Origin of the sequence: Propioniciclava sp. MC1683 (assembly GCF_014164675.1) — a bacterium.
GTDB lineage: Bacteria > Actinomycetota > Actinomycetes > Propionibacteriales > Propionibacteriaceae > Propioniciclava.
On record NZ_JACJFX010000017.1, the window covers coordinates 38,149 to 63,067 of the forward strand.

Below are 24,919 nucleotides of genomic sequence, written 5' to 3' on the forward strand. Positions count from 1 at the left end.
GTCCGCCGCCGCAACGGGAACACGCCGGTGTGAGACAGTGCGTGCCAAGGAGGACACCGATGCCGACCGCACCGATCGCCACGTGGGGCGACCCCGCCCACCTCGCGTGGCTGGAGGACCACCGCACGCAGCTGCTCGACTTCTACGCCCCCGAGGTGTGCCGCGCCGAGGGCGGCTACCACTGGATCGGCAACGACGGCCACGCCATCCCGGCCCAGGGCCAGCAGCTGTGGATCGGCGCGCGCATGCTGCACGTGCACGCCCTGGCCCACCTGCTCGGCCGCGAGGGGGCGGCCGACATCGTCTGCCACGGGCTGGTGTACTACGTGGACGGCCCCGGCCACGACGACGAGCACGGCGGGTGGTTCAACGCGGTCATGCCCGACGGGGTCGACGACCGCAAGGAGCTGTACGGGCACGCGCACGTCCTGCTGGCCGGCAGCAGCGTCGCCCAGGCCGGGTTCGCCGAGGGGGAGCGACTGGCCCGCGAGGCGTCCGAACTCATCGACCGGCACTACTGGGTGGAGGCCGACGGCGCGGGCCTCGACTCGCTCGACCGGACCTTCGCCAATCCCGACCCCTACCGCGGGCTCAACGGCAACATGCACCTGACCGAGGCCTACCTCGCCGCGTACGAGGCCTTCGGTGACGACGTCTTCCTCGACCGGGCGCTGCGGCTGGCCCGGCGGCTGTCGGGGCCCGCGGCGTCCGGGGAGTACCGGCTCGTGGAGCACTGCGACCAAGGCTGGACGCCCGTGCGGGACTACAACCGGGAGGTGCCGAACCACCCGTTCCGGCCGTACGGGTCGACGGTCGGGCACTGGCTGGAGTGGGCCAAGCTCGACCTGCAGTTGTACGGCATCACGGGCCAGGAGTGGCTGCTCGACGCCGCCCGCACGCTCGTCGAGGGCGCGTTCGCCGACGGCTGGCACGAGCCCGGCTTCGTCTACACCGTCGACTGGGATGGGACACCGGTCGTCGACGCACGCTTCTTCTGGCCGATGGCCGAGGCGACCGGTGCGCTGCACGCGCTCGTGCTGGCCAGCGGCGAGGACCGCTGGCAGGAGCTGTACGGCCGGGTCTGGCAGCAGGCGCAGGCCCACTTCGTCGACCACGAGCGGGGTGGGTGGCACTCCGAGGTCGACGGCGACGGACGGCCCGTGCTGGTCACCTGGGACGGCAAACCCGACCTGTACCACGTGTTCCAGGCGACGCTGTACCCCCGGCTCTCGCTCGACCAGGGGCTCGCGGCCGCGCTCACATCGGGAAGATGATCCCCGACTGGACGATCCAGACGCCGACGGTCATCAGGATCAGCGCCAGCACCACGACGACGACCGCGACCCGGACGCCGACGCTGCGGCGCGGCGGGGCGTCGTCCTCGAACGGGTGGGGGCGCAGCTCCTCGGGGACGTCGAGGCGCTCGTGGTCGCTCACGCGCCGACCCAGAAGAAGGCCGCCAACACCAGCGCGAGCCCGCCGAGCATGGCCAACCCGGCCACCACACCCGCGACGATCGCGAAGATCCTGAACCGGTCGGTGCCGCCGCCGGCCATCAGGGCAGCTCCCGGCGCGAGCGCAGGTGGTACAGCAGCCAGGGCAGCTCGGTCTGCACGGCGTCCACCCCGAGGTCGAACAGGCGTGACCAAGCCGCGGACGGGCTCTCGGCGACAGCCTTCTCGTCGTCGTTCCCGGCGAACAGGGGGATGCCGGTGGTGAGGGTCTCGGAGTTCACCCAGGTGAGCAGGTGGTCGCGGTGCAGCTGCTCCATGACGCTGTCGTCGAACCACGGCGAGTCGTCGTCGTGGGCGATCAGCTCGACCCCGACGAGGTTGATCTCGTCGTCGTGGATCGGCAGCGCCCGGACCTCGTCGAGGGTGTAGCAGATCGCCAGGACCGGGTACTTGGTGCGGTGCTGGCGCAGCTTCTCCAGCGCCTGGGCCTCCCACGCCGGCACCTTGAGCAGGACCTGCTCGGCCATGCCGAGGCCGTCGAGCACGCGCAGCAGGGTCGGCCACCGCCACCACGAGCGGTCGAGCGCGAACATGAACGGACGCCCCCGGAATTCCCCGAGCAGCGCGGTCAGGCGCTCGACCCGGCTGCGGCGCAGCGGGCGGTCCTTCCAGTGGTAGGACAGCTCGCCGATCTCGCCGGCGGTCATGGTCTGGATGTTGCGGTCCACCCCGAGGAACTCGTTCTCGAAGCCGTCGTGGAATGCGAAGAAGACGTGGTCGACGCTGCTGGAGACGTCGATCTTGATGATGTCGGCGCCCGACAGCAGGGCCGCGCGCGCGGCGAGTGTCGTGTTCGACGGGACCGTGCTGGTGCTGACACCGCCGTGCGACACCACCAGCGGGCGGTGGGCCTCGACGAGGCGGTTGAGCAGGCCGTTGGTCTCGGCGTGGGTATCGGCTCCGAACAAAGTGACACTCCTTGTCACGGTCACTTCCCGGGGGATCGGGTGACCGCCCTCCAGTCTACGTGCGGGCAGGCCGGGTCGAAAGTCGGGGTGGCCGATCACCGCGGCAGGCGTTCGGAAGGGGTTTCGTGGAAAGATGGTGAGGGCCTGCGACGAAGGAGTGGAAATGGCTGAGTTCCTCTACGAAGACATGCTTCCGATCGGTGCTGACGAGACGCCCTACCGGCTCGTCACCAAGGAAGGCATCGAGACCGTCGAGGGACCCGACGGCCGCACGTTCCTCAAGATCGCGCCCGAGGTGTTCGAGAAGCTGGCCGAGGTCGCCATGCACGACATCGCCCACTACCTCCGCCCGGCGCACCTGTCCCAGCTGCGGAAGATCATGGACGACCCCGAGGCGTCCGACAACGACAAGTTCGTGGCGCTCGACCTGCTGAAGAACGCCAACATCGCGGCCGGCGGCGTCCTGCCGATGTGCCAGGACACGGGCACCGCGATCGTCATGGGCAAGCGCGGCCAGCAGATCCTCACCGAGGGCACGGACGAGAGGCCGCTGAGCAAGGGCATCTACGACGCCTACACCAAGCTCAACCTGCGCTACTCGCAGAACGCCCCCATCACCATGTGGGAGGAGAAGAACACCGGCTCCAACCTGCCCGCGCAGATCGAGCTGTACGCCGACACCGCGCCCGGCCACGAGAACACCTACAAGTTCCTGTTCATGGCCAAGGGCGGCGGCTCGGCCAACAAGAGCTACCTGTACCAGGAGACCAAGGCCGTCCTGAACGAGGCCGCGATGATGCGCTTCCTCGACGAGAAGCTCCGTGCGCTCGGCACCGCCGCCTGCCCGCCGTACCACCTCGCGATCGTCGTCGGCGGCACGTCGGCCGAGTTCGCTCTGAAGACGGCCAAGTACGCCTCGGCGAAGTACCTCGACACGCTGCCCACCTCGGGTTCGATCTCGGCGCACGGCTTCCGTGACGTCGAGTTCGAGCAGAAGGTGCTCAAGCTGACGCAGGACTTCGGCATCGGCGCCCAGTTCGGCGGCAAGTACTTCTGCCACGACGTCCGCGTGATCCGCCTGCCGCGCCACGGCGCGTCGCTGCCGGTCGCCATCGCGGTGTCCTGCTCCGCCGACCGCCAGTGCTTGGCCAAGATCACGCCCGAGGGCGCGTTCATCGAGCAGCTCGAGACCGAGCCGGCCAAGTACATGCCCGATGTCGTCGACTCCGACCTGGACGCCGACTCCCACGGCATCACCGGCACCGGCAAGGGCGCCGCGGTCAAGATCGACCTCGGCCAGCCGATGGAGGAGATCCTCGCCGAGCTCAGCAAGCACCCGGTGAAGACCCGCGTGCAGCTGACCGGCACCGTGGTCGTGGCCCGCGACATCGCGCACGCCAAGATCAAGGAGCGCCTGGACGCCGGCGAGGACATGCCGCAGTACCTCAAGGACCACCCGGTCTACTACGCCGGCCCCGCCAAGACCCCCGAGGGCATGGCGTCCGGCTCGTTCGGCCCCACCACCGCCGGTCGTATGGACTCCTACGTCGAGCAGTTCCAGGCCGCGGGCGGCTCGAAGGTCATGCTGGCCAAGGGCAACCGCTCCAAGGCCGTGACCGACGCCTGCGCCGCGCACGGTGGCTTCTACCTCGGCTCGATCGGTGGTCCGGCCGCCCGTCTGGCGCAGGACTGCATCAAGTCCGTCGAGGTGCTCGAGTACCCCGAGCTCGGCATGGAGGCCGTCTGGAAGATCGAGGTCGAGGACTTCCCGGCCTTCATCGTCGTCGACGACAAGGGCAACGACTTCTTCGCCGAGGTCACCAAGCCCGTCCTGCTGCAGGTGCAGAAGAAGGCCTGATCACGCTGGCTGCGGCCGGGTCGGCACCCTGTGGGTGTCGGCCCGGCCGTTTGCTGTTGGAGGGGGCGCGACCGTCAAGAAGGAGGGGTGATTCTTGACGGTTCCGCGCCGTGCAACAGCAAACGCGCGTCAGGACACATTCAGCGATTCCCAAGCGTCCCGGGTGATCGCGAACTGGCGGTGGAAGGTGCGCCGGTCCAGGTGCCAGGTGTCGGTTCCCCGGCCCGTCTCGGTCATGCCGATCCGCTGCAGGATGCGCACGGAGGCGGGGTTGGCGTCCGCGGCCTCGGCCCACACCTCGTCCAGACCGAGGACGCCGAAGGCGTGGTCCAGCCCCTGCCGGGCCATCGCCGTGCCGAGGCCCCTCCCGAAGCGCTCGCGCCCGCCGACGAGGTAGCCGAGCTCGCGGCGTCCGGGTTCGGAGCCGTGCAGGTCGACGTAGCCGACCACCTCACCGCCTGCGACCGCGGTCAGGCGGAGCAGGTCGGCGGGCGGGTCCGCGACGAGCTCGGCCCAGCGCTCGCGGCGCTCGGCCGGGTCGAGGTCACGCGACCAGCCGGCCTCGTCGCAGAACAACAGGTCGTCGCCCCATGCCGCCATCACCGGCGCGTCGCCGGGCTCGAGTGGGAGCAGCAGGACGCCCTTGGTGGGGGTCCCGTCGGGGGACGACATGGGCAGGATCCCGAGCAGGGGTGTCAGGCCTCGAGGTCGGCCTCGACCTCGTCGGCGTCGACCTCCTCGCCGTAGGCCACCTCGGCGGCCGGGTCGGGCTGCTCCTGCGCGAGGCGCTCCTCGATGGACTCCTCGGTCGCCACGTCGTCGGTGTGGAAGGCCGCGTCCACGGGCGTGACCGGGTCGTCGGGGACCATCGTCGCCGCGTCGGCGCCGTCGTACACGAGCTCACGCGTGTCCAGGTCCTCGGCCGTCACCTCGCCGTAGGGGCGGTTGGCGTCGGCGGCCTCGACCGCGTCCTGTCCCTCGATGCCGTCGTAGCTGCCGTCGTTCGCGTCGATGCTCATGCGCCCCAGCCTGACAAGGCCGGACGCCGGATTCAAGGGGTGTTCTCACCCCAGGGCGGACCGCAGGAAGGCGTCCACACGGGCGATGTAACCGGGCCGGTCGGTGAAGTAGGCCTCGCAGTGGTCCGCGCCGGGGAAGGTGACCAGCGTGCAGGCCGGACCCGCGGCGTCCGCGAGTTGCTCGGCGTGCGCGTACGGGATGACGCGGTCGCGGGTGCCGTGCAGCAGCAGGACCGGGCGCGGGGCGAGCCCCGCGATGGCGTCGAGTGGCCGCACCTGCGCGTAGGAGTACCCGTAGCGCAGCCGGTTGACCAGGTCGGCGAGCGGCACGATCGGCTGGGACGGCAGGCGGTAGCGGCGGTAGTTGGCGGCCACGACGTCGCCCATGGTGGCGAACGGCGAGTCGAGCACGAACGCGGCCACGCGCGGGTCGGACGCCCCCTCGAGGATGGCGGTCGAGGCGCCCATCGAGAAGCCGACCACGGCGATGCGGGCGTCGGGGCGCCGGCGCACCGCGAGGTCGATCGCCGCCCGCAGGTCGGCTTGCTCGTGGTGGGACAGCGACTGCGGCCCGTCACCGGAGTCCCCGTTGCCGCGGAAGTCGAACATCAGCACCGTGTGCCCGGCCCGCCACAGGCCCGAGCCGATGCCGAGCATGTCCGACTTGGTGCCCCGGTGGCCGTGGGCGCAGATGACGACGGTGTCGGAGCCGGGGGCGTCCATCCACCAGCCAGCCAGTTGCACCCCGTCGGCGGCCGCGAAGCGCACGTCCTCGGCGTCGGCGCGCACCTCGAACGGGGTGAACGCGTAGTCGGGCCACGGACGCCGGGGCCCGTTGAGGCTCCACGCGGTGTAGCCGGCCACGCCGATGGCGCCCAACGCGGTCCCGGTGGCGAGCGATCCGAGGGCGGTGGTGAGGCGGCGGCGCATGTCGCTGAGACTAGTCCGGCTGGCGAGGGGAGGCGGCGCTCGGCGTCCCCGCACCGAGGATCTCGACCAGCAGGCCCACCGTGCGCTCGGCGGGCACCACCCCGTCGGGTCCCGGACGCCGGCCCTCGAAGTAGGCGCCCCGCCCGTCGTGGTGCACCGGCCCGCCGTCGAGGACGGTGACCCGGCCGTCGGCGACCGCGTGGTGCCAGGCCGATCCCTTGGCGAACGGCCACCGCCCCGGGAACACCAGCGGCCCCAGCTTGCGGGAGAGGTCGCGCGAGCCGCGGATGTCCCACAGGTGCTCGACGTGCTCCAGGCCCGGGTCGTCGCCGAACACCCCGCCGATCGACACGACCGAGACGCGCATGCCCATCAGGCTGAGCATCGTGGACGCCCCGAGCGCCATCTGCGCACCCCCGCTGAACCCGATGAGGGTGACCGGCACCCCGCACCCGGGCGCCCACCCGGCGCGGTCGAGGGACCGGACGACCTGCTGGGCCAGCCCCGCGTTGAACGTCGGCCCGTAGCGCGGGTCGGCCGAGACCAGCACCTGCAGGATGTTGCGGACGTTGATCAGCTTCGGGGTGAGGCTCTCGCGGCGGACGCGGCGCAGGCGGTCGAGGCGCGTCCACAGCCAGCGGGTGGCGCGCTGCACGAGGCTGCGGTTCTCCACCGAGTAGGGGAACACGTCGGCCAGCACCCGCACGCCGGGCAGGGCCGCGGCCACGGCGTCCAGAACGGCGCGCTCGCGCAGGCTCAGCCCGTCGCCGGAGACCACGCCGACCCCCGACAGGTACACGACGAACCGGTCGGGCAACGGGCCGTACGCCCGCGGCGCGGGTGCGCCCACGCGCGCGAACGTGCGCCGGGTCTCGACGGCGCCGCGGGTGGCCCACCAGCGCAGGGACTCCAGCGGCGCGAGCAGCGCGAACGCCACGAGCAGCGCGAGCGCCCCGCCGAGGAGCCACGTCCCCCAGGTCATCGGCCGACCTCCCGTACCTGCTCGGGAGCACCGACCGGGATGAACGGCGTGCCGGCCAGGATGTCGCGGCTGGTGACCAGGACGGGCTGGCCGGACGCGAGGGTCCACAGCCGCGAGCCCAGCCAGCCCAGCGGGGCGGCCAGCAGGCGGCTCACGAGTTGGGCGACGAGCCACCCGGACGCCGCCACGAGCAGCGCCTGCCAGGCGGGGAGCGCGTAGGCGGCGCCGAGGAGCAGGAACAGCACGAGGAACGACCAGGCGCCGAGCACCCGGCCCAGGCCGAGGCCGACGTGGGGGAGGAAGGTGAGGGCCGCGAAGACCTGCGGGGCCAGGGCGAGCAGGAAGATCGTGACGACCGTCTCGACCGGGACGTCGCGGCGCGTGACGAGGGTGGCGACGCCCCACGTGACGAAGGCCTCCAGCACCCGGAGCAAGGTGAGCCAGACGAGGCCGGCGACTCCGGCCACCACCGCGCGGACTCGCCCGACGTGGTTGAGGTACAGCACGCTCGTGTGGGCGATGCCCGTCGAGGCCCACGCCAGCAGGGCCACGCCGAAGGCGCCGGCCAGCGGCGGGTCGGAGGCCAGGCTCCGCGCGACGGTGGCGTCGCGGGTCAGGACGTCCACCACGAGCGTCAGCGTGGCGGCGAGCGTATCGAGCACGGACGCATCATGCCCGGTCCGGCAAGGAGCGCCCGCGTTTCCTGAGTGGTACTTAAGTCTGAAAATCCGGGCTGAACCCTCCATCGACAGGCTGATTTCCGTCAGCCGGGGAGTGTTCCCCCTTTCGGAATCACAGGGAATTCTTAGACTTCTGTCATGCGCAACCCCACTGCACTGGACGCCATGGCCCGGTGGCTCGTCCTCACCCTCGCCGGTGTGGGCCTGTTCGCGCTCATCCCCGGTTCCTCGTTCGCTGCGCCGGGCTTCGCGTCCACCCGCTGGCTTTTCTCCCTGCACCCGGTGCAGCTGGTCGCCGCGGTCATGATCATCGCCGCCTGGGTCCTGTTCGTCGTGCACCTGGCGTTGCTCGGGGGCCCGTGGATGCGTGACCTGCCCAGCATCGCGCTGGCCGTGCTCGCCCTCGTCTCCGTCGGCGCCAGCGCCGCCGCCTTCACCTGGGGCACGACCACGTCGATCGTCACGGCCTTCCTGGTCTCGGTCGGCCTGCACGTGGCCCTGTGCCTGCGCATCGACCGCATCGCCCGCCACGGCCTGCCCGGGCGTCCGACCACCGTCGCGCGCAAGCGAAGGGCCGCCACCGCCCTGTGAGGCGATGACGGCCCGTCGGTCGTCGGTCGGGGTGGCCCGGGTCAGGTCAGAGGTACTCGCCCAGCGCCTTGACGATCGCGCCCTTGCTCTTGCTGCCGGTCAGCGACTGCACGACCTCGCCGTTCACGAACAGCTGCAGGGTGGGGATGCTCATGATCCCGTACTGCATCGGGGTGTTCGGGTTGTCGTTGGTGTCGAGCTTCAGGAACGTGATCTTGTCGCCGTACTCGCGGTCGAGCTCCTCGATGATCGGGGCGATCTGCTTGCAGGGGGTGCACCAGTCGGCCCAGTAGTCGACCAGCACCGGCTTGGTGGACTTCAGGACATCCTCGGCGAAGGTGGCGTCGGTGACGGCGGCGACCATGGGTGGCTCCTCGGATCAGGGAATCGGCAACGGCCTCCATGCTAACGCCGGACGCCGACGGTTTGTTTCGGCGTACCCTGCGGCCATGGAGTGGCTGCGCATCGGGGAGGTCGCCCGCCGGACCGGGCTCACGCACCGCACCCTGCGCCACTACGACGACCTGGGGCTGCTCGTCCCGTCGGGCCGCTCGGGCGGTGACTACCGGCTCTACGCCCCGGAGGACCTCGACCGGCTCCTAGCCATCCAGCACCTCAAGTCGCTCGGCATGGGCCTGGACGAGATCGGCCGGGCCCTGGACGACCCGGGCTTCGACGCGTCCCAGGCCCTGGAGCGCCACGTGGCCCTGGTCGAGGGCCGCATCGCCGCCGAGCAGGAGCTGCTCGACCGCCTGCACCGCCTCCGCGAGGCCTCGGGGAGCTGGGAGGAGGTGCTCGACGCCATCGCCCTGACCGAGCGGCTGCGCCACCCCGACGCGTGGGTGCGGTTCAGGGCGGCGCTCGAGGCGCCCACCGCCGCACCCCTGGCCGATCTGCTCGACGTGCTGCGCGGCGAGCCCGAGCCGGGCGTGCGCGAGGTGGTGACCTGGGCGATCGTGCAGCACGGCCCCGAGGCGCTGGACGCCGTGGTGGCCGGCCTCGCCGACGACGACCCCGCGGTGCGGCGCCAGTTCGCCCACGTGCTGGGCAAGATGGCCGACCCGGCGGCGGTGCCGGCGCTGGTGGGCCTGCTGGGCGACGAGCCAGAGGTGGCCGCCAAGGCCGCGTTCGGCCTGGGCCAGGTCGGCGGCCCGGACGCCGTGGCGGCCCTGACGGGCATGCTCGGCTCGGGCGTCTCGGGGGTCCGCGCCACGGTGGTCACCGCGCTCGGTGGCCTCGGTGCGGCGGCGGTGGAGGCCGTGCTGGGGCGGCTGGGATCGGCGTCGGCCACCGCGCGCGCCGATGCGGCCGAGGTGCTGGGGGCGCTGGCCGACGAACGCTCCGTGCCCGGGCTCGCCGGGCTGCTGGCCGACCCCGAGGAGGACGTGCGCATCACCGCGCTGATGGCGCTGGGTGCGATCGGCGGTGCCGAGGCCGCGGCAGCGATCGTGTCGGTGCGGGGTGCGGAGGGGCGCACCGGGGCGGTGGCCCGGCGCCTCGCGCCGTGAGTGCCGGCGCACTCAGTCCGGGTCGGGGGCCTGGGCTCTGGGCGATCCCTTCCGCGTGCGCGGGCGCGCCCCGACGGCCAGCCCGCCGAGGTTGAGCCCCCCGGCGAAGGGCAACAGGGCCGCGGCGTGCATCGCGGCCGTCTCCGTGGCGGGCAGGCCACGGGCCCGGAGCGCCACGATCGCGAGGATCGCGAGGAACCCGCCCAGCGCCTGGGGCCACCCGCGCGGGAGCAGCATGACGACGACCCCGGCCAGCAGGGCGAGCCCGGCGCGCGTGAGCACGTCGGCCGGGGGGAGTCCCAGCCACAGCGGCCACGCGACGCCCCCGAGCGTCGCGAGCCCGCCCACCACGAGGCTGAGGACCCGCCGCTGGTATGCGTCGCGCTGGGCACGGGTGGTGCGCGGCCGCGTCACGGCGTCACCAGGTCCTGCAGCGGGTTCTCGGCGATGCCGATCACGGTGCCCGAGGAGACGCCGCCCCAGATGGCCTGGGTGTTGGGGGCGCCGAAGTTCACCAGTCCCTGGGGGGTGCGGGTGCCGAAGTAGGACATCTGGCTGAGCGTGCTCGTGCCCGTCGACTGCCCGACCGGGTACCAGCTCTGCGAGGTCACCACGCTGGTGGTGGTGCTGAAGGCACCGCTCACGCCCACCGACGCCCAGTTGATGGGTTCGCCCGGGTTGGCGATCATCTGGCTGGTGAGGTTCCCCGCCGAGCTGCCCATGCCGTTGATCACGGCAGACGTGCCGATGGCCAGCGCCCCGGTCGAGGACTGCCCGAACACCGTGCGGGCGATCGTGCCGCCCGCCGGACCCGCGGCGCCGCCGACGCTGCCGGCGACGATCCCGCCGGAGACGGAGGCGGCGAGCCCCTGCCAGGTGAAGTTGTCGGTGGTCACCGCATAGGAGATGCCACCGCTGGCGCCGCCCACCCCGCCGTTGACGAGCACGGCGGTGCGCAGGGCCGCGGTGCCGCCCGTGGACGCCGCGCTCGCCCAGCTGGCGAACCCGCCGCCCGCGGCGCCGAGCACGCCGGACAGGGCGACCTGGCCCCAGTTCACCTCGCCGGTCGTCGCCTGCTGGATGATGGCGTTGCCGCCCGCGCTGATGAGGCCGACGCCCAGGGTCGGCCCGAGCGGGGTGAACATGAGGGCCGCTCCGGCGACGACCATGAGGGCGCCCTGCCAGTTGTCCGACAGCCACTCCCCGGCAGCGGCGAAGAAGCCGGCGCCGTTGGCGGCCGCGTACGCCTGCAGGTCGGCGTCCGAGACCGGCGAGAGTCCCAGCGGGTCGAGCGCGTGCAGCGGGTCGTTGCCCGCGTACGAGTACGGGTTGGACGCCCACGCGCTGCCCGGCACCGGGTCGCGCGGGTCGACGGCCAGGAACGACCGCGTGGCCGGGTCGTACGGCCGGGCGCCGAGCCACTCCAGCCCGTCGACGGCCAGCAGGCCGACCGGGCCGAGAGCAGTGCCGCCGCCGACCGCCGGGCCGAGCAGCGCCGCCCACGGGTCGCTGCCCGTGCCGCGCCCGGGACGCCAGCCCGCGGCCAGCCAGTCGTCGCCGACCGCGGTCGCGCCCGGCGCCACCGTGACCGGGCGGTCGCCGACGGCGACGGGGTGCGGGGTGGGGGAGGGGGTGTCCCAGAACAGCTCGGCGTCGTCGAGGCGGGCGAGCTCGCCGAGGGCGTCCACGTGCACCCGGGTGGCGCCGGCCGGGCCGGTGATGCCGGTGAGCCAGCCGAGGGCGCTCCACGTCAGCCGGAGGTCGCCGTCGGGGCCGTGCTGGCCGGTGCGGCGTCCGGCGGCGTCGTGGGTGTACCGGGTCTCGCCGGCGCTCGAGCGCGTGGCCAGCAGCTGGCCAGCGGCGTCGTGCTCGTGCTCGACCGTGGCCCCGTCGGCGGTCTCGGACGCCAGCCGCCCGGCCGCGTCCCACACCCAGGTGCGCTCGTGCTCGGCCGAGCGGGCGGCGAGGAGCTGCCCGGCGGCGTCGTGCTCGAAGGCGGTCGTGTCCCCGTCGCGGTCGAGGGCGGTGATGCGCCCGTCGGCGTCGCGGGTCACCGTGGTGGTGGCGGTGCCGGCACCGGAGCGCAGGGTGTGCGCGACCACGTGGCCGTCGGCCCAGCGCCAGGACTGCTCGCCCGCGGGGGTGCGGGTGCCGACCAGCCGGCCGGCCGCGTCGTGGTCGACCTGCACGCGCCCCGCGTGCGGGGTATCAATGGCGACCGGGCGACCGAGGGCGTCCCGCTCGATGTGGGTGGTGCCGGCCGGGGTGGTCAGGGCGGTGACGCGGCCGAGGGCGTCCCGCGTCCACCGGACGCCGCGCCCGTCGCGCGTGCGCTCGACGAGGTGGCCGGCGGCGTCCCACACCAGGGTGTGCGTGACCTCGCGGTCGGGGTCGGTGCGGTCGAACACCGTCACCGTGCGCGTCGCCGGGTCGCGGACGAAGGCGGCCACGGTGCGCCCGTCGACCGACGCGGACTCGGGGCGCCCGGCGGCGTCGTGGGTCCAGGCCAGGTGCTCCCCGGTGGCGTTGCGCTGCCACAGCTGGCGCCCGGCGCCGTCGTAGCCCGCCGTCAGTTCGCGGCCGAGGGCGTCGGTCTGGGAGGCGAGCCGGCCCAGGGGCGTCCATGACCGGTGGGTGATGTGGCCGAGCGGGTCGGTCGTGGCGACGACCCGGCCGAGCGCGTCGTAGGTGTGCGTCGTGGTGCGGCCCAGCGCGTCGGTGACCGCGGTGACCCGCCCCGCGGCGTCCCACGTGAAGCGGCGGCGGCCGAACCGGGCGTCCCTGATCGCGACCACGCGCCCGGCGAGGTCGTACTCCCAGGCCGTGCGGCCGTGGCCGGGGGCGGTGCGGGCGGCGAGGCGACCGCAGGCGTCCCACTCCAGGCGGGTGTCGGCGCCGGTGGGGTCGGTCTCGACCGCGAGGCGTCCGGCCTTGTCGTAGGCGAAGCGCCACGTCGAGCCGGCGGCGTCGGTGAGCGTGGACAGTCGGCCGCAGCGGTCGTAGGCGTACGTCGTCGTGGAGCCGTCGGGTCGGGTCAGCTGCAGCACCCGCCCGGCGGCGTCGCGGCGCAGCGCGGTGACGCCACCGGTGGGGTCGACGAACTCGACGGGCCGGCCGCAGCGGTCGTACCGGGTCAGCCGGTGGCCGCCGTCGGGGGCCTGCGTGGAGACGATGCGGCCGAGCTGGTCGGTCGTGACCGACGTGGAGCCGTCGACACCGTCGGGGCCGACGGTCAGCGTCGACCCGGACGCCGTGGCCCGCATCGCGCGGCCGGTCGGGTCGATGAGCGCCGTGGGGAGCCCCTGCTCGTCGAACTCGGCGCGCCACGTGTTGCCCTCGGGGTCGGTGGTGGCGACCAGGCGGGAGAGCGCGTCGTGGGCGTACTCCCAGCGGCTCCCGTCGGGCAGGGTGAGGGCGCTGATGAGCCCGAGGTCGTCGAGGGTGCGGGCGGTCGTCAGGCCCAGGGCGTCGGTGACCGCGGTGGCCTCGCCGTGCTGGCTGAGGGTGCGCTCGGTGCGGTGGCCGAGCGGGTCGACGGTCGCGACGAGGCGCCCGCCCGCCGTGTGCTCGAAGCGCCAGGTGCCGCCGTCGGGGTCGGTGCGGGAGGCGAGGACGCCCCGCTCGTCGTGGGCGAAGGTGGTGCGGTGCCCCTCGGGAGTGACCGCGGCCGTGGGGAGGCCGAGGGCGTCGCGCTCGATGCGGGCGGTCGCGCCGTCAGCGTCGGTCACCGCGACCAGGTCGCCCCGGGCGTCGTGGGTGAACTCCAGCCGCACGCCGGTCGGGTCGGTGACCGAGGTGAGGAGGTTGCCGGCCCACGCCAGGCGGGTCGTGCCGCCCTCGGGGTCGACCCAGGTGCTGGGGTTGCGGTCGTCGCCGGCGTACTCGTAGCGGGTGGTCGCCCGCTGGTCGCCGGACACGACGGCGACCTCGGTGACGCGGTCGAGCTCGTCCCAGCGGGTCTCGACGCGCGCGCCCGACGGCAGCGCTCGGGTGACCTCCCGCCCGCGCTCGTCGTGCTCGGCGACGGTCAACGACCCGTCGCGGGCGGTCACCATCACGAGGTGCCCGTGGCCGTCGTAGGCCATCGACTGGCGGTGGCCGAGGGCGTCCACGACCCCCACGAGGCGGCCCTTCGCGTCGTGCAGCCACGTGTTCGCGCGGGTTCCGTCGGGGTCGGAGACGACCGTCACCCGGCCGGGCAGGTAGGAGTAGCGCGAGGTGCGCCCGAACCGGGAGACCTGCGCGACCACGCGGCCGTGCTCGTCGTAGGTGTTGTCGACCTCGACCACGCCGTCGGCGTCGGTCACGGTCGCGATGAGGCCGGCGTCGTTCCAGGCGTAGCGGCGGGTGCCGCCGGGGGAGGTGACGGCGACCAGGCGGCCCGCGTCGTCGTAGTCGTAGGTGACCTGCCGGCCGTCGTCGGACGCCGCGCGCACGACCCGGTCGTCGGCCCAGTCGAGGTCGATGCGGCGCCCGCGCTCGTGGACCATCGCGGCCAGGCGGGTGCCCGACCACTCCAGGGTGACGGCGGTGCCGGCGCCGCGCGCCGTCTCGACCAGGCGTCCGGCGTTGTCGAAGCGCCACCGGCCGCCCCGGTTGTCGGTGACGACGTGGCCGTCGGCCGCGGCGTCCAGCCAGTACGCCTCGGTGGTCGCGCGCGCCCAGCCGGAGCCCTGGCGCGGGAACAGCACGCGCCGGCCGTCGGCGAGCACCCACCACGCGGCGTCGTCGTCGAAGACGAGGCCGGCCTCGGTCCACGACGACCAGCCGGGGCCGAACGCGCCGGTCGAGTCGTCCATCGCGTTGTACATGCGGGTGAGGCGCAGGGACGACGCCGCGCCCGGGAACGTGAGGTCGGCCTCGGGCTCGAGGAAGTTGCCCGTCGCCGTGTTCACCGGGTCGTCGGAGTAGCCGGTGGTCGGCGGGGCGCCGAAGGCCTGCGGGGGCTCGATCTCGAGGGGGGTGCGCTCGGCGCTGACGCCGCCGGCCTGCAGCGCGGCGGTGATGCTCGCGTTGGACAGCGTCACGATGCTGCCGTCGCCCGCCTCCTCGAAGGCGGCGGCCACGGTGCGGGCCCACGTGACGTCGTTGCCGTTGGCGGTCAGGTAGGAGCCGAACGCGGTCAGGACGCCCTCGGCCGACAGGGTGCCCCACCCGCAGCCGGAGGTGAAGGCGTCCAGCGCCGTGCGCAGGGAGGTGGTGTAGCTCGACAGCGAGTCGTTGGCGCCCTCGGAGTTGTCGGCGAACGTGCGCAGGTGGCCGGGGCGGGCCGACGAGGTGCCGCTCGAGGACGACCCCGAGGTCGGGGCGGTGCGCGGCGCGACGGCCGGGATCGGCGGGTACTGCGGCTCGGGCGGGTCGGGCGGCCCGAAGGGCGGGTCCTCCTCGCCCATGAAGAAGTCGTGGATGTGGTCGAGGGCGTTGCGGTAGTCGCGCCGGTGCTTCCACGCCCGGGCGGTCTCGCGGCGCTCCTGCTCCTTGGTCGCCGACCCGGCGAGGTACTCGGCTGCCGTCGCCACGTTGCGCAGGGCGATGACCAGCCCACCCGCGTCGGCAGCCTGGATGCGCCCGTTCTCGCTGAACACCTGGGAGTAGTAGCCGGCGAAGTCGACCAGCCCGTGCTGGACCCACGAGGCGCGCGAGCCGGCCTGGTCCTCGATGGAGGTCGCGGCGTTGCGGCAGGTGCGCGCCAGGTCGGCGGACGCGACGTGGTCGAAGCGGACGTCCTCGGCGGTGCCGTGGAGCGGGTCGGTCATGGGGGAACCTCGTCGGTGGGGGGGTGGTGGCCCGTCCACGCTAACAGCTGCGCCGCGGCCGCCGACCGCGATCCACAGGGGAGGACTCCCCGCTCGGGGGCCGGTGCACGAAGCGCCCCGTACCCGGTGGGGGTACGGGGCGCCTCAGGACGGTGCGACCGGGAATCAGCCCAGGAATCGCCTCGCGACGGCCGCGACGACCGGGTCGCCGGAGGCCGCGAGCCGCTCGAGGGCGGGGCCGGCGGTCTCGCCGAGCTGGCCGAGCGCGGAGACCGCGGCCAGGCGCACGGCGTCCACCTCGTCGGTGGCCAGCGTGGCCAGGGCCTCGGACGCCGTGGCGGCCTCCTCGCCCAGGTGGCCGAGGGCGTCGGCCGCGTGCTCGCGCACCTCGGCGTCGGTGTCGGTCAGCGCCGCGGTCAGGGCCGGGACGGCCGCCTCACCGAAGCGGTGGAACGCCGCGGTCAGCGCGTCGCGCTGGAGGGCGTCCCCGTCGCCGAGGCGTCCGGCCAGGGCGTCCAGCGCCTTGTCGGCCTGCTCGGCGCCCGAGTGGGCCACCGCGCGGTAGGCCTTGAGGGCCACGTCGACGTCCTCGTCGGCCACGAGGGGCGTCAGGGCGTCGAGGTGCGCGGGGTCGCCCACCTTGCTGAGGATGTGCGCGCCGGTGCGCCGCAGGTGCGGGTCGGCGTCGGTGAGCATGGCGAGGACCTCGGGCAGCGCGGTGTCGATGTGCTGGACGGTCGCCCAGGTCAGCGTCTCGTGGACGCCGCAGCCCGGCGTCTCGGCGCGCAGGCGCTGCAGCAGGCCGGGGACGACGGCCGGGTCCTTGAGCATGCCGAGGTTCATCGCCGCTTGGCGGCGCTCGGTCTCGGTGCGCATCCCGCTCGTGCCCGCCTGGGTGGGGGCGTCGAGGATCGCGAGCAACTGGTCAATGGTGTGGTTGGTCATGGATGTCCACCTCCTGTGGTCACGACGCTAAACCCTCACGTCGCGTGAGACTCAAATCGTGCGACAGCCCGCGTCCGTGGGGACGCGGGCTGCTGCGGTTCGGCGGTCACTCCGCCCGGGCGAAGGCCTTGTCGGTGAGGACCGCGTCGGCGAGGGAGGCGAGGTAGCGTTCGGCGTCGAGGGCGGCCGAGCAGCCGGTGCCAGCGGCGGTGATTGCCTGGCGGTAGGTGTGGTCGACGAGGTCGCCGGCGGCGAAGACGCCGGCCACGCTGGTGGCGGTGCTGCCGGGCTGGACCAGGACGTAGCCCTCGGCGTCCAGGTCGACCTGGCCCTTGACGAGTTCGGAGCGGGGGTCGTGGCCGATGGCGACGAACACGCCCTGGACCTCGAGGTCGCGGGTCTGGCCGGTGACGGTGTCGCGCAGGGTGATCGACTCGACGGTGTTCTCGCCGTTGATGGACTCGACCACCGAGTTCCAGGCGAAGTCGACCTTGGGGTCGGCCTCGGCGCGAGCGGCCATGATCTTGGAGGCGCGCAGTTCGTCGCGGCGGTGGACCATGGTGACCGAGGTGCCGAAGCGGGACAGGAAGGTGGCCTCCTCGACGGCGGAGTCGCCGCCGCCGATGACGGCGATGGGCTTGTTGCGGAAGAAGAAGCCGTCGCAGGTGGCACACCACGAGACGCCCTTGCCGGACAGCTTGTCCTCGCCGGGGACGCCGAGGCGGCGGTAGCCCGAGCCCATGGCGAGGATGATGGCCTTGGCGCGGTACTCGGTGCCGTCGGAGTCCTTGACGACCTTGACCGGGCCGGTGAGGTCGACCTCGGTGACGTCGTCGTCGATGAGTTCGGCGCCGAAGCGTTCGGCCTGGGCCTTCATGTTCATCATGAGGTCGGGGCCCATGATGCCCTCGGGGAAGCCGGGGAAGTTCTCCACGTCGGTGGTGTTCATCAGGGCGCCGCCGGCGTCGACGGCGCCGGTGAACACGAGCGGCGCCAGGGAGGCGCGGGCCGCGTAGACAGCGGCGGTGTAGCCGGCCGGGCCGGACCCGATGATGATGACTTCGCGGACGTCGCTCATGATTCCTTCTTCGCTCGTGGTCGTCGACCAGCCTAGTGACCGCGCCGACGTCAGCTGCAACCGTCCGGACGCCCCGGGTATTCCGTCAGGGGCTGACCCGGATCTCGTGGATCGACCCGACGTAGTTGGCCCCGTCCCGCGGCATCGCCGTGAGGTAGACGAGCAGCCAACGGGTCTCGATCGTGGCGTCCAGCTTCACCTGGACCGCGCCCGTGGAGGCGGTGAAGCCGTCGATGCGGCGCCACTGCGACTCCGACTCCATCGGCGGTTCGGTCGCCATCGGGTCGGCGGGCACGCGGATGTCGGCGGTGGTCGGGCCGGGGCCGACGTCCACCGTCACCCACGAGACCTCCTTGACCTCGCCGAGGTCGACCACCACGCCCGCGCCGGGCTTGCGCCCGTTGAAGTTGGCGGAGCGGCCGTAGCGCTCGGTGGTCCACGCGGTGGTGGGGTCGCCGTCCATCACGTAGCGGGCCTGGTCGGGGTTCTCGACGCCGTCGCCGCCGTCGCCGGCCGGGTCGAAGTCGCGCGCAGAGACGAGCGCATAGGGGGCGTCCGGGGTCGGCGGCACGGCCCGCGACTTGGTGAACTGGTTCACGAACACGCCCACGAGCGAGGCCACCAGCACCAGCGCGAACAGGCCCAGCAGGAGGGCCTGCCAGCGGCGCGGCGGGTCCTGCGAGGGGGCCTGCTGCGAGACGGAGACGGCCGACCGGGGCGGCGGGATCGGGGTGAAGGGGGCCGCCGGCGGGGCGTCCTCGACGTCGTCGACGTCGTCGAGCCAGAAGGCCTGCGTCGAGATCTCCTCGTCGGGGTCGTGGACCTCGTCGACCGGCGAGGTCGGCCCCCACGGGGAGGCCGGGCGGTCGTCGGCGCGAGAGTGCAGCGCGCCGGTGGGCTCGTCGTCGGCGGAGAGGTCGTCCTCGAGGGGGGCCAGCCCGGCCAGGGGCTCGGACGGCGCGGCGAACGGGTCGTGGGCGGCGGTGGCGTCGTCGGGGTCGACCTCGGTCGCGCCGACGGGCTCGCTCAGCTGGGTGGCGCCGAACGCGCCGGCCGCCAGCGGGGACGCCAGCAGGTCGGTGCGCGGCGGCTTGGGTGCGGTGATGCGGACGTGCTCGATCGGGTAGCGCAGCCGCGCCTCGAGCAGGTGCGACCCGTCGACGCTGCCGAGGATGGCCGACAGGGCCACCGCGATGTCGGACGCCGTCTCGAGCCGGGTCGCCCGCCCGCGGGGGATCGGGGACAGGATCCGGTCGACGATGTCGGACAGCTCCAGCGACACCTTCTTGTTGACCTGCCGGGGCACCACCGGACGCCCCTTGCTGTCGGTGGGCGCCGCACGCAGGCCGTAGCGGGCCGGGCCGGGCCAGTGCCCGGTGAGCCCGGCGTACAGCAGCTCGCCGAGGGCGCGCACGTCGGCCTTCTCGGGGTCCTCGTCGGCGGCGGGGGTCGGGTGCAGCGCGTACTCGACCAGAAAGCCGACGATCTTCACGTTGCCGGACGCCGTGACGACCACGGTGTCGGGGTTCAGCTGGCGGTGGTGCAGCCCCTGGGCGTGCATCGCGACCAGGCCGGCCGCGACCTCGCGGACGACCCACGCCGCCTCGACGTCGGTGAAGGCGCCCTGGCGCAGCGCCAGCTCCAGCGACTGGCCGGGGGCGTACTCGCACACGATGTAGGAGCCGTGGTCGCCGGACTCGTCGAGCACGGCGTCCCAGACCCGCAGGTAGCGGGCGTCGACGGCGGGCGCGGCCTGGCGGGCCTGGTCGAGGATCTGGAGGACGCGGCCCTCGTCGGGGTCCATGACGTGCAGCAGCACCGGGCGGGAGAGGTTGAGGTCCCAGCCCCGCCACGTGACCGTGGACCCGCGCCGGTTGAGGGCCTGGTCGAGGCGGTAGCGCTGGTCGAGGATGTGCCCGGGCGCGTTGTGCGGGCCGGCGTACACGCCGCCGGCGACCGGGGTCGGCCGGCCCGGCTCGGGGTACTCCAGCAGCGCCGACTCGGTGCGTTCGGCGGTGGCCTCCACGGCGTCCCCCGCCGAGACCGGGGCGGCGTCGTCGGGCGCGGCGGTGGCCGCACCCCCGCCGCGGCGGCGCAGCACGCTCGCCAGCTCGGTGGTCTCGCGGATGTGCAGGCGCTTGGCGACGAGGAAGAAGGTGAGCAGCACCAGGGCCACCGCGCCCACGAAGGCGCCCAGCACGACGGCGTAGCCGCGGCCGTTCGACCACCAGGCGAGCAGACCGGCGAGCACGGCGCCCGGCAGCACGGCGACCAGCAGCTGCACCGTGTGGCGGACGATCTCGCCGCCGGCCATCTGGGGCAGTCGTCCCTTCAGGGCCCGGTGGGTCAGCCAGGCCCCGACCAGGTAGGACAGGCCGTAGGCCAGCGCGAGGCGCGGCGCGACGGTCATCGGGTCGCTGCCCAGCCCCACGAACAGGAAGGCGGCCCCCACGTTGACCACCGAGATGACGAGCTGGATGAGGAAGGGCGTCCGGGTGTCCTCGAGGGCGTAGAAGCCGCGCAGGTAGACGTACTGGATCGTGTACGGCACCAGGGCCAGGGCGAGCGCCACGAGCGTCCAGCCGATGGCGACCCAGCCGCCCTCGGCCGCGCCGTGGCCGAACGCCAGCCGGCTGAACGGGACACCGAGCACCAGGAAGCCGACCGCGGCCGGCACGAGGAAGGTCAAGGCCAGGCGCAGGGTGCGCGTGGTCTCGGCGGCGACACCCGGCATGTCGTGGGCGGCGGCCAGCCGCGAGGCGCTGGGCAGCATCGCCGTGGCCAGCGACACGGTCAGCAGGGAGTGGGGCAGCAGCCAGACCAGGTAGGCGGTGTTGTAGGCCGTGACGCCGGCGCCCGACTCGGTGCCGTCGCCGCCCATCGTCGCGCCCGACCCGAGCCGGGTGTTGACGATCTGCACGACGGTGGTGAGCAGGACGTAGCCGAGCATCCACTTGGCGAGGTGGAAGGTCTCGCCGAGGCCCTGCCCCTTGAGGTCCCACCGCGGGCGGTACCGGAACCCGATCCGGCGCATGGCCGGCACCAGCGCGAGCGTCTGCACGATGATGCCCAGCGTGGAGCCGAGGCCGAGCAGTAGCACCTGCTGGTCGCTGAACGGCACGTCGGGGTTGGTGTTGGTGCCCCAGACGGCCAGGAAGATGCCGAGCACCGAGATCGCCACGATGTTGTTCAGGATCGGCGCCCACATCATCGGGCCGAAGTTGTCGCGGGCGTTGAGGACCTGGCCGATGAGGAAGAACGCCCCGTAGAAGAACAGCTGCGGCATGGTCAGGAACGCCATGAACACCAGCTGTTCCCAGTGGCCGGCGTTCTCGGCGGCGCGCCACGAGCCCTCGGTCCACAGGCTCATCACGAGCGGCGTGACCAGCGTGACCAGCGCGGTGACCGCGACCAGCAGCACCAGGAACGCGGTCATGATCCGGTTGATGAAGGCCTCGCCGCCGTCGGCGTCGTTCTTGGCGTGCCGCACGATCTGGGGGACGAGCACGGTGTTCAACGCCCCGCCGGCCACGAGCATGTACAGGGTGTTGGGCACGACGGTCGCGACGGAGTAGGTGTCGGCCTGGGCGGTGGTGGCACCGAGGGCGATGACGAGGAGGCCGGCCTTCACGAAGCCGAGCACCCGGCTGATCAGCGTGCCGGCCGCCATGAGTGCGGTGGCGTTGAGGAGTCGCCGGCTCGCCGCCTGCGGCGTCCTGTCCGTCCCGTCAGCCATCCTCACCCTTCTCCTGTCGGCGCACCTGCCGGATGCGGTGGGCCGTCGTCACCACCAGCACCAACCCGGACGCGATCACGATGACCCACCCGATGGTGCCGACGTTCGTCGTCTCGACCGCGATCTCGCGGTCGGGTGTCAGCCTATGGCCGTCCGCCGTCTCCACGTGGACGCGCGCGCTGACGACGCCGCCACCGGCCGACTCGGCGGGCACCAGCACGGTGCTGGCCGACCCCGACGGGATCTCCACCGGGTCGGGGGACAGCAGCCGGATGCGCTGCGGGTTGTCGGTGCTGGCCACCACCCGAACGGTGATCGGGTCCTGGATCCGGTTGGTCACCGTCACCGGGAACTCGGAGGTCCCGCCGGTCATCGTGAAGCGGGGGGAGGCGTCGAGGGTGACCAGGTCGCCCTGGGGGAGTGCCACGCGCTGCTCGACGCTGGTCAGCCACGCGGACTGGGCATCGGCCTCCCCGGTCCACCAGCGGGACGCCGCGCGTGCGGTCTGGGCGTCCACGTACTCCCCGACCCCGGACGCCGGGGCGGCCGCGGCGTAGGCGGCCATCCGGTCGCGCAGCTCGAGGACGCGGCCAAGGCCGCCCGCGTCGAGGGCGCCGATCGCGGGGGTCTGGGCGGGCGGGGGCGCCCAGTCGTGGGCGGGCAGCGCGGCCAGGTCGGCCAGGGTGGCCGGCACGAGGCCGGGCGGGAGCGCTGTGGTGTCGGCGGGGATCGCCTCGGGGGAGTCGGCCCAGCGCAGCTCGCCGCCCGCGGCCCGGGCCAGCGCCAGCCGGACGGCCGCCCGGTTCAGCGCCGTGTCGGGCAGGAGGGCGGAGGAGGGGACGAGGGGGGTCTCCTCGGACGCCACGAGCGCGTCGACCTCGCCGGCGCGGACGTGTACGTGTGGGTTGCCGCTGTCGAGGAGCACCACGTGGCCGCCGAGCTGGGCGGCGAGGGCCAGGCCGCTCGCGTCGGGGTGGTCCAGGACCGCGACCCGGGCCAGCCCGTCGGGCGCGTTGGCGTCGGTCTCCGCGGAGACCGCCGTCCGCAGCACCTCGTCGGGCAGGGCGGCCAGGGCCGGCAGGTCGGGGGAGCCGAACAGCTCCACGGCACCGGAGCCGGTGGGCAGCGCCCGCAGCCGCCCCAGCCAAGCCGCCGCGGCGTCCGCCCCCGTGCCCGCCTCGGTGCCGTCGGCCGTGCGGATGCGGTAGCCGTCGGCCATGTCCTCGAGCTCGGCCAGGAGGGAGGGGTCGACGACCCAAGTGGTCCCGCTGCCCTCCACGGCGTCCAGCAGGGCGTCGAGGCGGCCGCCGTCGACCTCGGTGCGCAGCCCGTCGTCGATGAAGAGGTCCTTCTTCACCTGCCGCGGCGGAGCGGACAGCTCGACCACCGTGGCGACCGGCAGGGGGGTCTCGGACGCCGAGACGAGCGTGCGCGCCGTGCCGACCGGCTGCAGGGCCCGGCCGCCGGCCCGCGCGGTCGCGTCGACCCCCGCCCACCACGTGGCGGAGGCGTGGACCAGGCCGAGGGCCTCGCGCGTGCCCGACACGGTGAACGGCAGCGTCGCGCCCGGCGGGACCTCCTGGGTGGGGTCGTCGCCGAGCCGGTCGCGGTTGGACTCCTCCACGACGCGGGCGGTCCCCGGCGTGGTGGTCCCGGCCGTCACCGCGCCCGCGACCGCCTCGGGGGAGAGCAGCAGGTCGGGCGAGCGCCACAGGGCGACCCGGATGTCGGTGAGGGGCACCGTGCCGGTGTTGGTGACCATGCCGGTGAGGGTGACCGACGTCGCGGTGACGTCGGCGCGCGTGAGGGTGACCTGGGCCGTGGGCTCCTCGGCGGCGACCGCGGGGTCGACCGGTGCGGCCGCCAGCGGGGCGGCCAGCGCGAGCGCGGCGAGCAGGGGAGCCAGCCGGGCGCGGCGGGGGCCGGGCCGGGGCGAAGTCACCTGTCCATCGTAGGCCGGTAGACTGGTCGATCGTGCCGAGCCTCTCCGTCGAACAGCGTCACGCCCTCACGGGCGTCGTGGTGGCGAACCCGGTCATCGGCCACGTCGCCGCGGCCTTCGCCGAGGCGGGCCACGACCTCCACCTGGTGGGCGGGCCGGTGCGCGACGCGCTGATGGGCCGCGGCGTCCACGACCTCGACTTCACCACCGACGCACGCCCCGACGCCATCGAGGCGGTGCTCAAGGGCCTCACCAAGGCGACGTGGGACATGGGCCGCGAGTTCGGCACCATCGGGGCCGTGGTGCGGGTCGGCGACGCCGAGGAGACCGTCGAGGTCACCACCTACCGCGCCGACTCCTACGACCCGGCCTCGCGCAAGCCCACCGTCTCGTTCGGCGACTCGCTCGTCGACGACCTCGTCCGCCGTGACTTCACCGTCAACGCGATGGCGCTCTCGGTGGTGTCCGGGGCGTTCGCCGACCCGCACGGCGGCCTGGCCGACCTCGAGGCCGGCGTCCTGCGCACCCCGTCGACCCCCGAGGTCTCCTTCAGCGACGACCCGCTGCGGATGATGCGGGCCGCACGGTTCGCGTCCCAGCTCGGCTTCACCCCCGCCCCCGAGGTGGTCGACGCGATGACCGACATGGCCGAGCGCATCGACATCATCTCCGCCGAGCGCGTCCGCGACGAGCTCTCCCGGCTGCTGCTCTCGGACGCCCCGCGCGCCGGGCTGGACCTCCTCGTCCGCACCGGACTGGCCGACCGCGTCCTGCCGGAGGTGGCGGCGCTGGTGCGCGAGGTCGACGAGCACGGCCGCCACAAGGACATTTACCAGCACACCCTCACCGTGCTGGAGCAGTCGATCGACCTGGAGCGCGAGCGCGGGCGGGCGCCCGACCTCGTCGGCCGGCTGGCCGCGGTGTTCCACGACGTCGGCAAGCCGCGCACCAAGAAGTTCGAGGCCGGCGGCAAGGTCTCCTTCCACCACCACGACGTGGTGGGCGCCAAGATGACGAAGAAGCGGCTCACCGAGCTGCGGTTCTCCTCCGACGAGGTCAAGGCGGTCGCCAAGCTTGTCGAGCTGCACCTGCGGTTCCACGGCTACGCCGACGCAGACTGGACCGACTCGGCCGTGCGCCGCTACGTGCGCGACGCCGGCGACCAGTTGGAGCGGCTGCACGTCCTGACCCGCGCCGACTGCACGACGCGCAACCAGCGCAAGGCCAACCGGCTGCGCACGGCGTACGAGCAGCTGGAGTGGCGCATCGACGCCCTCGCCGAGCAGGAGGAGCTGGACGCGATGCGTCCCGACCTCGACGGCACGCAGATCATGGAGCTGCTCGGCGTGGGGCCGGGCCCGGTGGTCGGGCAGGCCTATAAGTTCCTGCTCGAGAAGCGCATCGACGAGGGTCCGCTGGGGCCCGACCGCGCCCGGGAGGCCCTGCTCGCCTGGTGGGCGGAGCAGGCATGA

General features: G+C 73.5%; 20 protein-coding genes. 5 read left to right on the plus strand and 15 right to left on the minus strand.

Annotated elements, in window-relative coordinates:
- Window positions 1-59 precede the first annotated feature (59 nt).
- A complete protein-coding gene (locus tag H5397_RS11120) occupies window positions 60-1,274 on the plus strand; it encodes an AGE family epimerase/isomerase (RefSeq protein WP_182817456.1) in 1,215 nt (404 codons plus the stop codon).
- On the opposite strand, the gene H5397_RS11125 is transcribed toward H5397_RS11120, so the two are convergent.
- From H5397_RS11125 to H5397_RS11130, 3 genes are read right to left on the minus strand one after another with little or no spacing between them, the layout of a single operon-like run.
- Complete coding sequence (locus H5397_RS11125; protein WP_182817457.1) at window positions 1,258-1,437, minus strand: hypothetical protein; 180 nt, start codon at window positions 1,435-1,437, stop codon at window positions 1,258-1,260. The two genes, H5397_RS11120 and H5397_RS11125, sit on opposite strands and share 17 nt — an antisense overlap.
- Window positions 1,434-1,556, minus strand: coding sequence for a hypothetical protein (locus H5397_RS18315; protein WP_255438842.1), 123 nt, complete (start codon window positions 1,554-1,556; stop codon window positions 1,434-1,436). The genes H5397_RS11125 and H5397_RS18315 overlap by 4 nt, the downstream gene beginning before the upstream one ends.
- Window positions 1,556-2,422 carry a glycerophosphodiester phosphodiesterase family protein gene (locus H5397_RS11130; RefSeq protein ID WP_182817458.1) on the minus strand — a complete coding sequence of 289 codons (867 nt, stop codon included), beginning with the start codon at window positions 2,420-2,422 and terminating at the stop codon, window positions 1,556-1,558. The genes H5397_RS18315 and H5397_RS11130 overlap by 1 nt, the downstream gene beginning before the upstream one ends.
- Before the next feature lie 163 nt (window positions 2,423-2,585).
- Between H5397_RS11130 and H5397_RS11135 the strand changes: the two genes are divergently transcribed.
- Window positions 2,586-4,280 (plus strand): fumarate hydratase, encoded by a 1,695-nt coding sequence (locus H5397_RS11135; RefSeq protein ID WP_182817459.1) that lies wholly within the window; start codon window positions 2,586-2,588, stop codon window positions 4,278-4,280.
- A gap of 129 nt (window positions 4,281-4,409) precedes the next feature.
- Here the strand turns inward: H5397_RS11135 and H5397_RS11140 are convergent, their stop codons facing one another.
- The 5 genes from H5397_RS11140 to H5397_RS11160 are packed head-to-tail and all read right to left on the minus strand — an operon-like array spanning window position 4,410 to window position 7,873.
- Entirely contained in the window at window positions 4,410-4,952 is a 543-nt protein-coding gene (locus tag H5397_RS11140; protein WP_182817461.1) for a GNAT family N-acetyltransferase, read from the minus strand.
- 23 nt (window positions 4,953-4,975) lie between these two features.
- Complete coding sequence (locus H5397_RS11145) at window positions 4,976-5,299, minus strand: hypothetical protein (protein ID WP_182817462.1); 324 nt, start codon at window positions 5,297-5,299, stop codon at window positions 4,976-4,978.
- Between the two features lie 45 nt (window positions 5,300-5,344).
- Window positions 5,345-6,229: an alpha/beta hydrolase gene (locus H5397_RS11150; protein WP_182817463.1), complete on the minus strand. Its 885-nt coding sequence runs from the start codon at window positions 6,227-6,229 to the stop codon at window positions 5,345-5,347.
- Between the two features lie 10 nt (window positions 6,230-6,239).
- Window positions 6,240-7,211: a hypothetical protein gene (locus H5397_RS11155; protein ID WP_182817465.1), complete on the minus strand. Its 972-nt coding sequence runs from the start codon at window positions 7,209-7,211 to the stop codon at window positions 6,240-6,242.
- Entirely contained in the window at window positions 7,208-7,873 is a 666-nt protein-coding gene (locus H5397_RS11160; RefSeq protein WP_182817466.1) for a hypothetical protein, read from the minus strand. Before H5397_RS11160 ends, H5397_RS11155 begins: the two co-directional genes overlap by 4 nt.
- A gap of 156 nt (window positions 7,874-8,029) precedes the next feature.
- On the opposite strand from H5397_RS11160, the gene H5397_RS11165 reads away from it, so the two are divergent.
- On the plus strand, window positions 8,030-8,482 hold the full coding sequence (locus H5397_RS11165; protein ID WP_182817467.1) for a hypothetical protein: 453 nt from the start codon (window positions 8,030-8,032) through the stop codon (window positions 8,480-8,482).
- A gap of 46 nt (window positions 8,483-8,528) precedes the next feature.
- On the opposite strand, the gene trxA is transcribed toward H5397_RS11165, so the two are convergent.
- Window positions 8,529-8,846 (minus strand): thioredoxin, encoded by a 318-nt coding sequence (gene trxA / locus H5397_RS11170; protein WP_182817469.1) that lies wholly within the window; start codon window positions 8,844-8,846, stop codon window positions 8,529-8,531.
- An 85-nt stretch (window positions 8,847-8,931) separates the two neighbouring features.
- On the opposite strand from trxA, the gene H5397_RS11175 reads away from it, so the two are divergent.
- On the plus strand, window positions 8,932-9,990 hold the full coding sequence (locus H5397_RS11175; protein ID WP_182817470.1) for a HEAT repeat domain-containing protein: 1,059 nt from the start codon (window positions 8,932-8,934) through the stop codon (window positions 9,988-9,990).
- Between the two features lie 12 nt (window positions 9,991-10,002).
- On the opposite strand, the gene H5397_RS11180 is transcribed toward H5397_RS11175, so the two are convergent.
- From H5397_RS11180 to H5397_RS18885, 6 genes are all read right to left on the minus strand, one after another.
- Window positions 10,003-10,404, minus strand: a complete 402-nt coding sequence (locus tag H5397_RS11180) for a hypothetical protein (protein WP_182817471.1) — start codon at window positions 10,402-10,404, stop codon at window positions 10,003-10,005.
- Complete coding sequence (locus tag H5397_RS11185; protein WP_182817473.1) at window positions 10,401-15,746, minus strand: DUF6531 domain-containing protein; 5,346 nt, start codon at window positions 15,744-15,746, stop codon at window positions 10,401-10,403. The genes H5397_RS11180 and H5397_RS11185 overlap by 4 nt, the downstream gene beginning before the upstream one ends.
- A gap of 165 nt (window positions 15,747-15,911) precedes the next feature.
- Window positions 15,912-16,691, minus strand: coding sequence for a HEAT repeat domain-containing protein (locus H5397_RS11190; RefSeq protein WP_182817474.1), 780 nt, complete (start codon window positions 16,689-16,691; stop codon window positions 15,912-15,914).
- Between the two features lie 106 nt (window positions 16,692-16,797).
- Complete coding sequence (trxB, locus tag H5397_RS11195; protein ID WP_182817475.1) at window positions 16,798-17,769, minus strand: thioredoxin-disulfide reductase; 972 nt, start codon at window positions 17,767-17,769, stop codon at window positions 16,798-16,800.
- A gap of 85 nt (window positions 17,770-17,854) precedes the next feature.
- A complete protein-coding gene (gene murJ / locus H5397_RS11200; protein ID WP_182817476.1) occupies window positions 17,855-21,505 on the minus strand; it encodes a murein biosynthesis integral membrane protein MurJ in 3,651 nt (1,216 codons plus the stop codon).
- Window positions 21,498-23,447, minus strand: a complete 1,950-nt coding sequence (locus tag H5397_RS18885) for a DUF6049 family protein (protein WP_182817478.1) — start codon at window positions 23,445-23,447, stop codon at window positions 21,498-21,500. The genes murJ and H5397_RS18885 overlap by 8 nt, the downstream gene beginning before the upstream one ends.
- Before the next feature lie 77 nt (window positions 23,448-23,524).
- Between H5397_RS18885 and H5397_RS11210 the strand changes: the two genes are divergently transcribed.
- On the plus strand, window positions 23,525-24,919 hold the full coding sequence (locus H5397_RS11210) for a CCA tRNA nucleotidyltransferase (protein ID WP_375539436.1): 1,395 nt from the start codon (window positions 23,525-23,527) through the stop codon (window positions 24,917-24,919).

Bases quoted from the DNA above. Each gene is read 5' to 3' on its own strand.
- H5397_RS11145 (WP_182817462.1), bottom strand. From the start codon at position 5,299: ATGAGCATCGACGCGAACGACGGCAGCTACGACGGCATCGAGGGACAG.
- murJ (WP_182817476.1), bottom strand. From the start codon at position 21,505: ATGGCTGACGGGACGGACAGGACGCCGCAGGCGGCGAGCCGGCGACTC.
- trxA (WP_182817469.1), bottom strand. From the start codon at position 8,846: ATGGTCGCCGCCGTCACCGACGCCACCTTCGCCGAGGATGTCCTGAAG.
- H5397_RS11190 (WP_182817474.1), bottom strand. From the start codon at position 16,691: ATGACCAACCACACCATTGACCAGTTGCTCGCGATCCTCGACGCCCCC.
- trxB (WP_182817475.1), bottom strand. From the start codon at position 17,769: ATGAGCGACGTCCGCGAAGTCATCATCATCGGGTCCGGCCCGGCCGGC.
- H5397_RS11120 (WP_182817456.1), top strand. From the start codon at position 60: ATGCCGACCGCACCGATCGCCACGTGGGGCGACCCCGCCCACCTCGCG.
- H5397_RS11175 (WP_182817470.1), top strand. From the start codon at position 8,932: ATGGAGTGGCTGCGCATCGGGGAGGTCGCCCGCCGGACCGGGCTCACG.
- H5397_RS11140 (WP_182817461.1), bottom strand. From the start codon at position 4,952: ATGTCGTCCCCCGACGGGACCCCCACCAAGGGCGTCCTGCTGCTCCCA.
- H5397_RS18315 (WP_255438842.1), bottom strand. From the start codon at position 1,556: ATGGCCGGCGGCGGCACCGACCGGTTCAGGATCTTCGCGATCGTCGCG.
- H5397_RS11185 (WP_182817473.1), bottom strand. From the start codon at position 15,746: ATGACCGACCCGCTCCACGGCACCGCCGAGGACGTCCGCTTCGACCAC.
- H5397_RS11155 (WP_182817465.1), bottom strand. From the start codon at position 7,211: ATGACCTGGGGGACGTGGCTCCTCGGCGGGGCGCTCGCGCTGCTCGTG.
- H5397_RS11150 (WP_182817463.1), bottom strand. From the start codon at position 6,229: ATGCGCCGCCGCCTCACCACCGCCCTCGGATCGCTCGCCACCGGGACC.
- H5397_RS11135 (WP_182817459.1), top strand. From the start codon at position 2,586: ATGGCTGAGTTCCTCTACGAAGACATGCTTCCGATCGGTGCTGACGAG.
- H5397_RS11165 (WP_182817467.1), top strand. From the start codon at position 8,030: ATGCGCAACCCCACTGCACTGGACGCCATGGCCCGGTGGCTCGTCCTC.